Origin of the sequence: Microbacterium sp. K36 (assembly GCF_004794355.1) — a bacterium.
Classification (GTDB): Bacteria; Actinomycetota; Actinomycetes; order Actinomycetales; family Microbacteriaceae; genus Microbacterium; species Microbacterium paraoxydans_D.
In genome coordinates, this window is record NZ_SSDN01000101.1 from 46,254 (window position 1) to 59,956 (window position 13,703).

Genomic DNA, 13,703 nt, shown 5'->3' on the forward strand with positions numbered 1-13,703 from the left:
GTCTACTTTTCGTTCTCGTCCGGGCGGCGGCGTCACGCCGCACCGAGGGCACGATCGATCATCGCCACGACGTTCTCGGTCCCTGTCCGGGTGCCCGCGGTCTCCGCCGCCTCCGCCATGCGCCGGATGCGGTCCGGATCGCCGAGCAGCGGCACGACGATCCGCCGGACGGCGTCACCGTCGAAGGTCGCGTCGTCGAGGAGCTGCGCGGCACCGGCGGCGACGGCCGATCCGGCGTTGAGACGCTGCTCCCCGTTGCCCACCGAGTACGGCACGTAGAGCGCGGGGATGCCGAGCGCGCTGATCTCGCTCACCGTGGCCGATCCCGAACGCGACACGATGAGGTCGGCCAGCGCGAACGCGAGATCCATGCGGTCGACGTACCGGCGCAGGGCATAGCCGGGCACTCCCGGGTCTGGCAGGTCGCTACGCTCCCCGGTGACGTGCAGCAGCTGCCAACCGGCGGCGAGGATGTCACGCCAGGAGTCCGCAAGGGCGTCGTTCAGCCGCTGTGCCCCGAGCGAGCCCCCGAAGACGAGAAGTACGGGACGATCGGCATCGAGCCCGAAGTACTCGGCCGCCTCGGCCCGCCGTGCTGCCCGGTCGAGCGTGATGACCTCGCGCCGCAGCGGCATGCCGACCACCTCGCTCCCGCGGAGGGGCGTCCCGGCGAACGCCACGCCCACTCCCGCGGCCGCACGGGCGCCGAGCACATTCGCCAGCCCGGGCTTCGCATTGGCCTCGTGCACGACGAAGGGCACGCGCTCGCGACGCGCGGCGACGTAGGCGGGTGCGGAGGCGTAGCCGCCGAAGCCCACCACGACGTCGATGCCGTGCTGCCGGATGTGCGCACGCACCTGGGCGATCGCCCGGCGGAACCGCGCGGGGAACGCGGCGGCCTGCGCGTTCGGGCGCCGCGGGAACGGCACCTTGTCGACGATGAGCAGCTCGTAGCCGCGCTCGGGGACGAGACGGGACTCCAGCCCCTCGGCTGTGCCGAGCACGAGGATCGTCGCGTCGGGGTCGCGCTCGCGGAGCGCGTCGGCGACGGCGAGCAGCGGATTGACATGGCCGGCGGTGCCACCGCCGGCGAGGAGGTACGAAGTCACCTCGCGACCCTACCCCGCTCGGCTGACTGCTTCTCGGCGACCGGGATGGTCCGCGCGAAAGCCAGCAGCACACCGCAGGCGATGAGCACGGCGAAGAGCGCCGTCCCGCCCTGGGACATGAAGGGAAGGGGCACACCCATCACCGGGAAGACCCCGATGACGACGCCGACGTTCAGCACGGCCTGACCCACGATCCACACCGTGATCCCACCGGCCGCCACACGGATGAACGGGTCGGACGTCTTGCGGATCACGTGGAAGGCACCGACCGTGAAGAACGTGAAGAGGGCGAGCACGACGATGCAGCCGATCAGACCCAGCTCCTCCCCGACGATGGCGAAGATGAAGTCGTTCCCTGCCGCCGGGAGCCACCCGTACTTCTCCTGGGAGTTGCCGAGCCCGAGGCCGAAGATGCCGCCGGTGGCCATGCCCCAGATGCCGTGGATCGACTGGTAGCAGTCCGTGTAGTACAGCGCCATGTCATCGCACGTCGCGGTGATGCGGCGCATGCGGTCCTCGCTGGAGAGCGCGTAGGCGAGCACCGCGACCACGCCCAGGATCATCGGGATGATGAAGAGGCGCAGCTTCACACCGGAGAAGAAGAGGCAGCCGAGGAGGATGAGGACCATCACCATCGCCGTGCCGAGGTCCTTGCCCGCGAGCACCGTGCCGATCGCCAGCGCGCCGACGGGGATGACGGGGATGAAGACGTGATGCCAGGTTCCGAGCATGGTCTGCTTGCGCAGCAGGACGGCGGCGATCCACAGGGCGAGCGCCAGCTTGAGGAACTCGGACGGCTGCATCTGGAAGCCCGCCACCTGGATCCAGTTCCGGTTTCCGCCGTCGGCGATGCCGAGCGGCGTGAACACCAGGAGCTGCAGGGCCACGGCGCCGAACAGCGCCGGCCACGCCATGCGCTTGAGGAACGCCACGGGGAAGCGGCTGATGAGGAACATCATCGGGATGCCGAGCAGAGCGAACACGCCTTGGCGGAGAGCACCGTCCAACGGGTTCTGGGCATTCGCCACCGCTGTCGCGCTCGTCGCCGACAGCACCATCACCAGGCCGAAGATCGTCAGGAGCAGGGCGGTCGACGCGATCAGCAGGAACTCGGTGGACACCGGCGTGAACCGGCGTCCGAGCGAGACCCGCGCCGCGAGGCCTCCCGACTCAGACCGCGGAGGGCGAGCCACCTGCGTCATCGGCGCTCCCCCGATCGATCCATTCCCGCACCGCTTCGGCGAAGCGGCGGCCGCGATCCGCGTAGCTGGAGAACTGGTCGAAGGACGCGGCGGCGGGAGCGAGGAGCACGGTGCCCTCCCCGTCGACGATCCCCGCCGCGATCTCCACGACGCGGTTCATGACCTGTCCAGTGTCGCCAGCTTCGACCTGGAAGACCGGCACCGTCGGCGCGTGTCGCTCGAATGCCGCGACGACGGCCGTGCGGTCCACTCCGATGACGACCGCTGCGCGTGCGGTCGCACCCGCGTCGGCGACGAGATCGCCGATGTCGACGCCCTTGAGATCGCCGCCCACGACCCACACCGCCCCGGGGTACGCGCGCAGCGACGACGCGGCCGCGTGCGGGTTCGTCGCCTTGGAGTCGTCGACCCAGGTGATGCCGGCGTGGCGCGCGACGACCTCGATACGGTGCGCGTCCAGCCGGAAGCTCTGCAGCGCCCCGTGGATGGCCTCGGGCTCGACCCCGAGAGAGCGGGCAAGAGCACTGGCGGCGAGGATGTTCTGCACGATGTGCGGGGCCGACAGGCCGGCGGCCTCCAGGTCGGCGACCGTGGTCAGCTCCAGGGCGCTGCGCGCGCGGTCGTCGAGGAACGCGCGATCGACGAGCAGCCCCTCCACGACGCCGAGATCGCTCGGCCCGGGGATGCCGAGGTCGAAGCCGATGGCACGAGCGCCCTCGACGACCTCGGCCTCCTCGACCATCCGGCGCGTGGCCTCGTCGGCCTTGTTGTAGACGCAGGCGACGCGGGTGTTCCGATAGACCAGGGCCTTCGCGTCCCGGTAGGCCTGGGCGCTGCCGTGCCAGACGAGATGATCGTCGGCAAGGTTCAGGCAGACCGCGGCGTGCGGGAAGAGCTCCCCCTCCGGGCGCGACAGGCCGAGATACCAGAGCTGGTGGCTGGAGAGTTCGACGACGAGCACGTCGAAGCCGGCGGGGTCGCGGACCGCGTCGAGCACGGGGACGCCGATGTTGCCGCACGGTGCAGCGCGCAGTCCGCCGGCGACGAGCAGTGTCGCCGTGAGCTGCGTCGTGGTCGTCTTCCCGTTGGTGCCGGTGATGAGCACCCAGTCCGCCGGCGTGCCGTCCGCACGGAGCACCTTGTCGCGCACCCGCCAGGCGAGCTCGACGTCACCCCACAGGGCGATGCCCTCGTCTTGGACCCAGCGGATGACCGGGTGCGCCGGAGCGAATCCCGGCGACGCGATGACGACCTCGGGCGCGAACGCCGACAGCGCCTCGGGAACGGCGTCGAGCGGTCCGAGCTCCAGCCGTGCGCCGATGACGGGCAGGAGGCGGGCGTACTCCTCTTCCGCGGACTCGCTCAGCACGAGGACGTCGGCACCGAGCTCGGCGAGGGTGTCGGCCACGGAGAAGCCGGTCATGGAGAGGCCGAGGACGGCGACGCGCAGGCCGCTCCAGTCGGCATGCCAGCTCGTCAGCCCGGCCAGACGCTCAGCCGACACGGGTCAGCCACTCCACGTAGAACAGTCCGACGGCGGACACGGCGAGCAGACCCGCGATGATCCACATGCGCACCACGATGGTGACCTCCGACCAGCCCCGCATCTCGAGGTGGTGGTGGAACGGGCTCATGAGGAAGAGCCGCTTGCCGCGGGTGATCTTGAAGTAGGCGCGCTGGAGGATCACGGATCCGGAGGCGAGCACGAAGACACCGGCGATGATGAGGAGCAGCAGCTCCGTCCGGGTCATGATCGCCATCGCGGTGATGACTCCGCCGATGGCCATCGAGCCCACGTCGCCCATGAAGACCTTCGCCTTCGGGGCGTTCCACCACAGGAAGCCGATGAGGCTGGCGGCGAACGAGGCCGAGATGATGGCGAGGTTGAACGGGTCGCGCACCTCGTAGCAGCCGCCGAGGGAACCGGGGTCCCCCCCGATGCACGGCTGCTTGAACTGCCAGAACGCGATGAGGCTGTAGGCGCCGACGACGATCACGCCCGCGCCGGCGGCGAGGCCGTCGAGGCCGTCGGTGAGGTTGACGCTGTTGGAGGTCGCGACCCCGATGATCGAGATCCAGGCGAGGTAGAGGATCCAGCCGAGGATCACGCCGAACGCGAAGAGATCCAGCCAGGTGATGTCCCGGAAGAGGGAGATGGACGCACTGGCCGGCGTCTGCCCCCACTTGTTCGGGAAGTTGAGCGCCACGATGCCGAACGGGATCACGACGATGAGCTGACCGATCACCTTCCGCCACCCCGACAGCCCGAGGCTGCGCTGGCTGCGCACCTTCATGTAGTCGTCGATGAACCCGACCACGCCGAAGCCGACCATGAGCCAGATGACGAGGATCGCGGACAGCGCCGGCGTCTCCCCGCTGACGAGGACCCCGGTGAAGTAGCCCACGATCGAGCCGAGTATGAAGATGACCCCGCCCATCGTGGGCGTGCCGCGCTTGGCCTCGTGGCTCGGGTTGCCTGCGGCCTCCGGGGTGCGGATGACCTGCCCCCAGCCCCATTTGCGGAAGAGCCGGAGGAAGACGGGAGTCAGGAAGAGAGTGAAGGCGAGCGAGATGGCCGCCGCCATGATGAGGGACCTCACGAGAACAATTCTCCCAGACGATCGCCGAGATGCCGGAGGCCCACGGAATTGGACGACTTCACCAGGACGCGGTCGCCGTCGCGCAGCTCGGTGCGGAGGTACTCGAACGCGGCGTCCTGGTCTGGCAGATGTACCGCTTCGCTGTCCCACGACCCCTCGCCGACGGCGGAGAGGTAGAGCCGACGGGCCTCCGGGCCGACGACGACGATGCGCCGGATGTTGAGGCGCACGGCGAGCAGACCGATGCGGTCGTGCTCCTCCCCGGCGCTCTCGCCGAGCTCGCTCATGGCACCGAGCACGGCGACGGTGCGCTCCTCGGGGCCGGTGATCTGGGCGAGGGTCCGCAGCGCGGCCGCCATCGAATCGGGACTGGCGTTGTACGCGTCGTTGATGATGCGGACGCGGTCGTTGCCCAGCGGCTGCATGCGCCAGCGCTCGGCGATCTCGACGGTCTCCAGCCGGGAGACGGCATCGGACGGGGCCACGCCGAGCTCCACGGCGGCGGTGATCGCGGCGAGGGCGTTCGTGACGTGGTGGGCGCCGAGGACGCGCAGGCGCAGCGGCAGCTCCTCTCCCGCGGCCTCGATCACGCACTGCGTGCCGGAGGCAGACACCTCGATGTCCCGCGCGTGCACGGCGGCTGCGGCCGACTGGCCGAAGCCGACGACCCGGAGGCCGCGGCTCTCCGCGAGCTCGCGCATCGCCCAGACGCGGGGGTCGTCAGCGTTGAGCACCGCGGTGCCGGGCACGCGGGCCGCGGCGACGAGCTCGGACTTGGCCTTCGCGGTCGCCTCGATGCCGCCGAAGCCCCCGGCGTGAGCCATCCCGACCATGAGCACGACGACGAGGTCGGGCTCGACGAGGCCGGCGAGCCGCGCGATGCTGCCCGGGGCGGCGGCACCGAACTCGCTCACGAGGAAGCGGGTGTCATGCGTCACGCGGAGCATCGTCACCGGGGCCCCGACCTCGTTGTTGAAGGACTTCACCGGGGCGACGGTCTCGCCTTCGTCCTCGAGGATGCGGGCGAGGAAGTTCTTGGTCGTCGTCTTGCCGTTGGAGCCGGTGATGCCGACGATGCGCAGGTTCCCGCCGGCCCGCACGCGCGCCACGACCTCGCGAGCGAGCTCGCCGAGCGCCGCGACGGCATCGGGTACGACGATCTGCGAGACGTCGACGTCGACCGGGTGCTCGACGATCGCCAGCACGGCACCGGCTTCGACGGCGGCGCCGACGAAGCGGTGCCCGTCCGTCTCGGCTCCGGGCTTGGCGACGAAGATCGACCCCGCCTCCATGGTGCGGGAATCGGTGTCGACGATGCCGTCGACCACCGTCTCCGGCGTGTGCTCTCCGGCCACGCGCAGCTCACCACCGATGGCGGCGGTGATCTCAGCGAGCGTCAGGGCGATCATGTCATCTCCATGCGCGGCTCTCGCCGGCTATCCGAACTTGGGGAGGAGCGCGTCCATCGGGACAGAGGACGGCATCACGCGATAGGTCTTCATCACCTGCGTCATCGCCTTCTGGAAGGCGGAAGCGGTGGCCGCGGACGATACAACCTTAGTCGGCTCGTCGAGGGTCACCACGACGACGTACTGGGGGTCGTCGACGGGAGCGAAGCCCACCATGCTCGTGTAGTACACGCCGGCCTTGTAGCCGCCCTTGCCGTCCGACACCTGCGCGGTACCGGTCTTGCTGGTCACCCGGTAGCCGGGCACCTGGATGCGATCGGCGTTGCCGCCCTGCACCGCGACGTTCTCCAGCATCCGGGTCAGGTCGGCCGCGGTCTGCTCCTTCACGATCTGCTCGTGCTTCGGCTTCGGGGTTTCCGTGACGGTCCCGTCGGGGGCGGTGCAGGACTCGACCATCGACAGGTCGATCTTCTCTCCCCCGTTGGCGATGGCCTGGTACGCGCCGGCGAGCTGGGGGGCCGTCACCGTGAAGTACTGACCGAACGTCGTCGTGTAGAGCGACTGGCTATCCCAGTCGCTCACCGGGTGGAGGATGCCGCCCACCTCGGAGGGGAAGTCCAGCGTCTTCTGCCCGACCCCGAAGCGCTGCAGGTAGTCGTAGCGGACCTCGGGGGCGACCATCGTGCCGAACTTCGACAGCGCGGTGTTGGACGAGTCGATCAGTCCGCCGGCCAGCGTGTAGTTGTAGGCGGGGTGGCTGAACGCGTCGTTGACCACGGCGCCGTTGGGGAAGGTCTCCCGCGACGACGCCGTGACCGTGCTGAGCGGAGTGAGACCGGCACCCTCCATCGCCGCGGCCGCGGTGATCGCCTTGAACGTCGAGCCGGGCTCGAAGTCGCGGTGGAAGATCTGGCTGTACCGGGTCTCCGGCGTCGAGGAGTCCAGGTCGTTCGGATCCATCGCCGGCCATTCGGCGGCGGCGCGGATCTTGCCGGTGCCCACCTCGACCACCGTCACGGTCCCGCCCTTCGCGCCCTGCTTCTGCGCCTCTTCGCCGACCATCTGCTGGAGGTACCACTGCAGGTCGCTGTTGATGGTGAGCTGCACCGTGCCGCCGTCGACGGCGTCGGTGACGGACTCGCTACCCGGGATCACGACCCCGTCCTTGCCCTTGCGGTAGGTCTTCTCGCCGTCCACAGGCGCCAGGCACGCCTGCTCGAGCTGCTCGACACCGGCCTTGGCCTCGCCCGTGTTGTCGAGGAAGCCCAGCACGTTGCCTGCGACGGCGCCGTTGGGGTAGACCCGGGTCTCGCGCGGCTTCAGCGCGAGATACGACCCGAGGCCCAGGTCGCGGAGCGCGATGAACTGCTCGGTGTTGAGCCCGGTCTTCAGGGGCGCGTACTGGCTGTTCGGGTTCTCGGCGAGGGCGTCGGAGACCCGCTTGCGGATCTCGTCTCCCGGCACCCCCGTGATCGCGGCGATCTTCTCGGAAGCCTCGGCCCACGGCAGAGCCGGATCCTTCTCCTCCGTGAGCCTGATGACCTGCGGGCTGAGCTGCGCGTCGTAGACCATGACGCTCGATGCGAGGACCGTGCCCTCGGAGTCGACGATGGATCCCCGCTGGCCGGGGATCTTCGAGCCGTCGCCGATGTGCTCGAGGGATTGGCTGACGTGCTCGTCGGCGCTCACCACCTGGATGTCGATGAGGCGGACGACGAACGCCACCAGGATGGAAAGGATGACCGCCAGGGCGACGACAGTGCGTCGCCGCGGTCCGCGCGTGGCTCGTGTCGTCATGGGATCTCTCCGTCGGTCGGGATGGTCAGTGCGTCGTGGGGCTGGGCAGGCCGTCGGTGATGGCCGGCGGCAGGTCTTGCGCCGGCGATGTGCCGCCGGCCGCCTCGTCGGCCGTGTCCGTCGCCGGCGGCGTCTCCTCCGTGACGAGGACGTTGCCGACGGCCGCCTTCCCGTTGGGATCGATCGTGGACACCCCCTCCGCCCCGGTACCCGCCCCGAAGACGGCGCCGTCGCTGAGGCGGAGATAGGACGGGGCGCCCGCCACGACCATGCCGAGGTCGGCGGCGCTGCTGGCGAGCACCTGCGGGGAGCTCAGTCCCGTGAGCTCTTCCTGCAGCGCATCGGTCCGGAGGTCGAGTTCACGCTGCTGGGACGTGAGCCCGGCGAGCGTGAACGAATCCTGGGTGATGGCCAGCGAGAGCCCGACCTGCCCCGCGCCGATGGCCAGGGCGCCGCCCAGCGCGACAAGCGCGTAGCCGAGCTTGGGCTTGCGGCGTCGTGCCGGGGCCGTCACCGGCCGCAGGCGCCGCTCGGGCGCCGTCTCCGGAGCGGCCGGCTGCAGCGGCAGGGTCGGCTTGCGGACTGCGTTCATGCTCATGCGCTCTCCCGCATCTTCTCGGCCGCGCGCAGGCGCACCGGTATCGCACGCGGATTGCGTGCGCGCTCTTCGTCGTCGGCGAGTTCCGCCCCCTTGGTCAGGATGCGGAATCGGGGGGCGTGCTCGGGCAGTTCGACAGGCAACCCGGCGGGCGCCGTCGAGGAGGAGGCGGCGGCGAAGGCCTGCTTGACCAACCGATCCTCGAGGGACTGGTACGACATCACCACGATGCGTCCGCCGACCGCGAGGGCGTCCATCGCGGCGGGGATCGCGTCAGCGAGGACGTTCAGCTCGGCGTTGACCTCGATCCGGAGGGCCTGGAACACGCGCTTCGCCGGGTGCCCTGATCGCTGCGCGGCCGCGGGGGTTGCGGCCACGAGGATGTCGACGAGCTCACCCGATCGCGTGATCGGCTGGTTCTGACGGGCGTCGATGATGAAGCGCGCATACCGGCCGGCGAGCTTCTCCTCCCCGTACCGTTCGAAGATGCGCCGCAGGTTTCCCTCGCTGTAGGTGGCGATGACCTCGGCGGCGGTGATGCCCTTCGTCTGATCCATCCGCATGTCGAGCGGAGCGTCCTTGGAGTAGGCGAAGCCGCGTTCGGCCTCATCAAGCTGCAGCGACGAGACACCCAGGTCGAACAGGATCCCGGCGGCGCCCTGAGCGTGCAGCCCGATCTCGTCGTAGACGGTGTGGACGAGCGTGACCCGATCCCGGAACCGGGCGAGCCGCTCCCCCGCGATCCTCAGCGCGTCGGTGTCACGGTCCAGCCCGATGAGGCGGATGCCGGGGAATCGCTCGAGCAGCGCCTCGGAATGGCCGCCCATGCCGAGGGTGGCATCGACGAGCACGGCGCCGTCCTCCTGGAGGGCGGGCGCGAGGAGCTCGACGCAGCGGTCGAGCAGGACAGGAGTGTGGATGTCGCGGAGGTTCATGATCTCTCTCGGGTCCGACCTTCGGCTCTGATCCCCCTCCGCATCTCGACCCGGCACCGGGGAAGTGTGTCGGGGCGGGAGCGGCGGGGCATCACAGCCGTGGTCAGAACAGTCCGGGAATCACCTCCTGCTCCAGCTCGGCGTAGGACTCCTCGCCGGCGGCGAGGTAGGCGTTCCAGCTCTCCGCGTCCCAGATCTCGGCGTGGGCGCCGACTCCGGTCACGATGAGCTCCTTCTGAAGACCCGCGTACTGACGCAGGTGGGCGGGGATGGTGATGCGGTTCTGGCTGTCGGGCATCTCCGCGCTGGCGCCGGAGAGGAACATGCGCATGAAGTCACGCGCCTGCTTGTTGGCGAGCGGTGCCTGACGGATCCGCTCGTGCATCGCCTCGAACTCGGCCGTGCTGAAGACGTAGAGGCAGCGCTCCTGGCCCCGGGTGACGACGATGCCGCCGCCCAGGTCCTCGCGGAACTTCGCGGGAAGGATGACCCGTCCCTTGTCGTCCAGCTTCGGTGAGTGCGTGCCCAGCAGCATCGGCCATCACCCCCTCTCCGTCCGGCCAACTCGAGGTGCGCCCCACTTTACTCCACTTTCCTCCACATTCCTACGACAAATCCAGGCTACCGCCACCCACTCCCGGGAGGACATCCACTCGTGCCCCGGAATTCCGAGGCCGAGAGGGGTGGAGGACCGGTGGAGGACAGTGGAGGGCTGGTGGAGGGCCGACGGTGCAGCACGCACGAAAAAGCCCGGATGCTCAGCATCCGGGCTTCGTGGTGGAGAGAAAGGGAGGGGTCAGTTGCCGTCCTGCCGCCGATCCCATCGGTCGTTCATGCGATCCATGAAGGAAGAGGAGTCCTGCCGCTTCGGGGCGGTGCGCGTGTGGGCCTCTGCCGGACCGCTGCGCCGGACCGGGGTGACCGCCAGCATCACTCCGCCGAGCATGGCCGCGAATCCGATCACGCCGACGACGATGCCCCAGACGTCCCCGAGGATGACGCCGACGACGAGTCCGCCGATGCCGGCGAGCAGGAGAAGGGCCCCGTAGACGAGGTTGCGATAGCTGAGCGTGCGATCACCCGACGGCGCGCTCACGACGTCGGCGTCATTGTGCAGGAGATGGCGTTCCATCTCGTCGAGCAGACGTTGCTCCTGTTCGGAGAGTGGCATCTCATCCCCCTCGGGTATCGTGCCCTCCAGTCTACGCGCGAGCGGCGTCCGGGGCTAGCAGTTCAGGCGTCTCATCCTTTACGTATGCTGGGAGTCGTGTCGTCCCCCTCCCCCTCCGTCCCTGACGCCGTGGCCGCGCGACTGGACCTCTTCCTCGACCGCATGCGAACGGAGTCGGCGGAGTACGGCGACGACGCCGTCGCCTTCCTCGACGCGGCGTCCGATACCCTCTCCGGAGGCAAGAGGCTGCGCGCCCGCTTCTGCCACGCAGGGTGGCGCGCCGTCTCCCGCTTCCGCGACCGCCTCGCCGCCGAGGACGACGCCCTGTGGGACCTCTGCGCGGCGCTGGAGATCTTCCAGTCGGCCGCACTCGTGCACGACGACCTGATCGACAACTCCGATACACGCCGAGGTCGCCCCGCCGCTCACCGAGCTCTCGAGGCGTCCCACCGCTCCGCCGGCTGGTGGGGAGACGCCGCCGCCTTCGGCCGAGCCGGCTCCGTGCTGCTCGGCGATCTCCTCGTCGCGTGGAGCGATGACCTCCTGGAGTCTGCGCTCGATGGGCACAGGGAGGCACGGACCGTGCGCGCCGAGTACGCGCGCATGCGGCGCGACGTCACGATCGGACAGTTCCTCGACATCGCCGAGGAGTCGGCGTGGAGCGTCAGCGACGACCGCGAGCATGCGGAACGGGCGCTCCGCGTGGCCTCGCTGAAGTCCGCGCGGTACAGCATCGAGCAGCCCCTCATCCTGGGTGCGAGCCTCGCCGGCGCGGATGCGGAGCAGACCTCGGCGCTGCGGCGCTTCGGGCACCCGCTCGGCCTCGCCTTCCAGTTGCGTGACGACGTGCTCGGCGTCTTCGGCGATGCCGCCGTCACCGGCAAGCCCGCGGGCGATGACCTGCGCGAGGGCAAGCGCACCGTGCTCATCGCCCTCACCAGGGAGAATCTGGACACCCCTGCGCGGCGGCTGCTCGATGAGATGCTCGGCGATCCCGATCTGACCGCAGCGCAGGTGTCGTTCCTGCAGGAGACGATCGCCGGGACCGGGGCCCTCGAACGGGTCGAGACGATGATCGCGGACTACGCCAGAGAGGCCGATCGCGCGCTTTCCGGAGCCCGGCTCGACGACGCCGCTGTCGGGGAGCTCCGCGACCTCGGCAGAGCAGCGACCGTGCGCTCCTCCTGAACGGAGCTCTCAGGCGAGGGTGCGCGCGAGCCGACGGACTTCGCTCTTGTGTCCGGCGAGCAGGGAGGCGATCGGGGAACGCCCGAGGGTCTCCTCCTCGGCGAGCAGCCAGTCGATCAGCTCGTCGTCGGAGAAGCCGGCATCCTGCAGGACGATGATCGTCCCGCGCAGAGAGCTCAGCGGCTGCCCGTCCACGACGAACACCGACGGCACCGCGAAGACGCCGCTGCGCCGCGAGCCGACGAGGTAGTGCTCGTCGATCAGACGACGCACGCGCCCGAGCGGCTCGCCGAGAACCTCGACGAGGTCGGGCATGGTCAGCCATTCGAGGGCGGAATCACGGGTTGCAGCGACGTTCTCAGACACGTTGCCACTATCTCACCTCGGCAGCCGGAGCGCATGTTCAGCACTTCCGTCACATTCGTCACACCCGTCACTTCTGTTGACATCTCTATACATCCGTGTCAGCGTGAAGTGCTCGAAAAGGGGGCTGACGTGATCTTCCAGACAGCCGTGGCCGGCGCTCTCGCCGCCACTCTGACGGCGACGCCCGCCGCCGCGCCCGCACCGCCGGTCGCGCCGCACGAGCGGCATCGTATCGCTCCGGTGCGCGTCGCGCCGACGCAGAACATCCCGCCCTCGCACATCGTGCAGCCGGGCGACACGGTCGCCGGCATCGCCGGTCGCTACGGACTCCGAACGACCGACGTCCTCGGCTGGAACGGCCTCACCTGGAGATCGGTCATCTATCCGGGGCAGAGCCTGCAGCTGCGCGCCGCCGCCGGGGCTCCCGCGCCGGCACCCACGCCGACTCCCGCGGCGACGAAGAGCCACACGGTCGTGGCAGGCGACACCGTCTTCGGCATCGCCCGGAAATACGCCACCTCGGTCAGCGCGATCCTCGCCGCCAACGCCCTTCCCGCCGGCGCCATCATCTACCCCGGGCAGAAGCTCGAGGTGTCCGGAACTGCTGCGCCCGCAGCCGCGCCCGCGGCGGCGCCGGCACCGGCACCGCACCCGCAGCCGAGCGGCGCGACACACACCGTGACTGCGGGCGAGACGCTGTTCTCGATCGCCCAGCGGTACGGGACCACCACGCAATCCCTCTTCGCCTGGAACGGCCTCGGCGCGTCGTCGATCATCTACCCGGGTCAGCGCCTCGCCGTGCAGGCACCTGCTCCGAAGCCCGCCGCCGCACCCACCGGACAGCGCAGTGCCACCCTGACAGCCGAGCAGGCGGCCAACGCCGCGCTCATCATCCGCGTGGGCCGCGAGCTCGGAGTCTCCGACCGCGGGATCGCCATCGCCCTCGCCACCGGGATGGTGGAGTCGGATCTCCGCAACCTCGACTGGGGGGATCGCGACTCGCTCGGGATCTTCCAGCAGCGCCCGAGCACCGGCTGGGGCACCCCGGCACAGATCATGGACGCGGAGCGGAGCACCCGCGTCTTCTACGGGGGCGCCGGCGACCCGAACGGGCATCTGACCCGCGGGCTGCTCGACATTCCCGGCTGGGAGTCGCTGGCCTTCACCGATGCGGCACAGGCCGTGCAGATCTCCGCCTACCCGGATCGCTACGGGCAGTGGGAGGCCCAGGCATACGCATGGCTCGCCCAACACGGGTGACGCCTGCGGAAATCCGGATGCCTCGAGGGGTGAGGCGTTCCCGGGGCTTTCAGCCAATCGTCCATAGA

Annotated in this window: 13 protein-coding genes; 2 read left to right on the forward strand and 11 right to left on the reverse strand. The window is 69.8% G+C overall.

Annotation, left to right across the window (positions count from 1 at the left end; all coding sequences use genetic code 11):
* Positions 1-32: 32 nt before the first annotated feature.
* The 10 genes from DW296_RS15940 to DW296_RS15985 all read right to left on the reverse strand — a co-directional run bounded on the left by DW296_RS15940 (position 33) and on the right by DW296_RS15985 (position 10,821).
* A complete protein-coding gene (locus DW296_RS15940; protein WP_136053012.1) occupies positions 33-1,109 on the reverse strand; it encodes a UDP-N-acetylglucosamine--N-acetylmuramyl-(pentapeptide) pyrophosphoryl-undecaprenol N-acetylglucosamine transferase in 1,077 nt (358 codons plus the stop codon).
* Positions 1,106-2,311: a putative lipid II flippase FtsW gene (ftsW, locus tag DW296_RS15945; RefSeq protein WP_136053013.1), complete on the reverse strand. Its 1,206-nt coding sequence runs from the start codon at positions 2,309-2,311 to the stop codon at positions 1,106-1,108. The genes DW296_RS15940 and ftsW overlap by 4 nt, the downstream gene beginning before the upstream one ends.
* Complete coding sequence (murD, locus tag DW296_RS15950) at positions 2,280-3,815, reverse strand: UDP-N-acetylmuramoyl-L-alanine--D-glutamate ligase (RefSeq protein ID WP_136053014.1); 1,536 nt, start codon at positions 3,813-3,815, stop codon at positions 2,280-2,282. Before murD ends, ftsW begins: the two co-directional genes overlap by 32 nt.
* The gene (mraY, locus tag DW296_RS15955; protein ID WP_136053015.1) at positions 3,805-4,911 is read right to left on the reverse strand and encodes a phospho-N-acetylmuramoyl-pentapeptide-transferase; all 1,107 of its coding nucleotides are present in this window, start codon (positions 4,909-4,911) and stop codon (positions 3,805-3,807) included. Before mraY ends, murD begins: the two co-directional genes overlap by 11 nt.
* Positions 4,908-6,320 carry a UDP-N-acetylmuramoyl-tripeptide--D-alanyl-D-alanine ligase gene (locus DW296_RS15960; RefSeq protein WP_136053016.1) on the reverse strand — a complete coding sequence of 471 codons (1,413 nt, stop codon included), beginning with the start codon at positions 6,318-6,320 and terminating at the stop codon, positions 4,908-4,910. Before DW296_RS15960 ends, mraY begins: the two co-directional genes overlap by 4 nt.
* 27 nt (positions 6,321-6,347) lie before the next feature.
* Complete coding sequence (locus tag DW296_RS15965) at positions 6,348-8,117, reverse strand: peptidoglycan D,D-transpeptidase FtsI family protein (RefSeq protein WP_136053017.1); 1,770 nt, start codon at positions 8,115-8,117, stop codon at positions 6,348-6,350.
* A gap of 25 nt (positions 8,118-8,142) precedes the next feature.
* Entirely contained in the window at positions 8,143-8,715 is a 573-nt protein-coding gene (locus DW296_RS15970; protein WP_136053018.1) for a hypothetical protein, read from the reverse strand.
* Positions 8,712-9,650, reverse strand: a complete 939-nt coding sequence (gene rsmH, locus DW296_RS15975) for a 16S rRNA (cytosine(1402)-N(4))-methyltransferase RsmH (RefSeq protein ID WP_136053019.1) — start codon at positions 9,648-9,650, stop codon at positions 8,712-8,714. Before rsmH ends, DW296_RS15970 begins: the two co-directional genes overlap by 4 nt.
* Before the next feature lie 103 nt (positions 9,651-9,753).
* Positions 9,754-10,185, reverse strand: coding sequence for a division/cell wall cluster transcriptional repressor MraZ (gene mraZ / locus DW296_RS15980; RefSeq protein ID WP_025105095.1), 432 nt, complete (start codon positions 10,183-10,185; stop codon positions 9,754-9,756).
* 261 nt (positions 10,186-10,446) lie between these two features.
* Positions 10,447-10,821 carry a DUF3040 domain-containing protein gene (locus DW296_RS15985; RefSeq protein ID WP_136053020.1) on the reverse strand — a complete coding sequence of 125 codons (375 nt, stop codon included), beginning with the start codon at positions 10,819-10,821 and terminating at the stop codon, positions 10,447-10,449.
* Between the two features lie 84 nt (positions 10,822-10,905).
* On the opposite strand from DW296_RS15985, the gene DW296_RS15990 reads away from it, so the two are divergent.
* The gene (locus DW296_RS15990; protein ID WP_136053021.1) at positions 10,906-12,009 is read left to right on the forward strand and encodes a polyprenyl synthetase family protein; all 1,104 of its coding nucleotides are present in this window, start codon (positions 10,906-10,908) and stop codon (positions 12,007-12,009) included.
* Between the two features lie 9 nt (positions 12,010-12,018).
* Here DW296_RS15990 and DW296_RS15995 read toward each other — a convergent pair whose 3' ends face one another.
* A complete protein-coding gene (locus DW296_RS15995) occupies positions 12,019-12,375 on the reverse strand; it encodes an Rv2175c family DNA-binding protein (RefSeq protein WP_342588962.1) in 357 nt (118 codons plus the stop codon).
* Between the two features lie 129 nt (positions 12,376-12,504).
* Here DW296_RS15995 and DW296_RS16000 point away from each other — a divergent pair, with 129 nt between their 5' ends.
* Entirely contained in the window at positions 12,505-13,635 is a 1,131-nt protein-coding gene (locus DW296_RS16000; RefSeq protein ID WP_240743109.1) for a LysM peptidoglycan-binding domain-containing protein, read from the forward strand.
* Positions 13,636-13,703 lie beyond the last annotated feature (68 nt).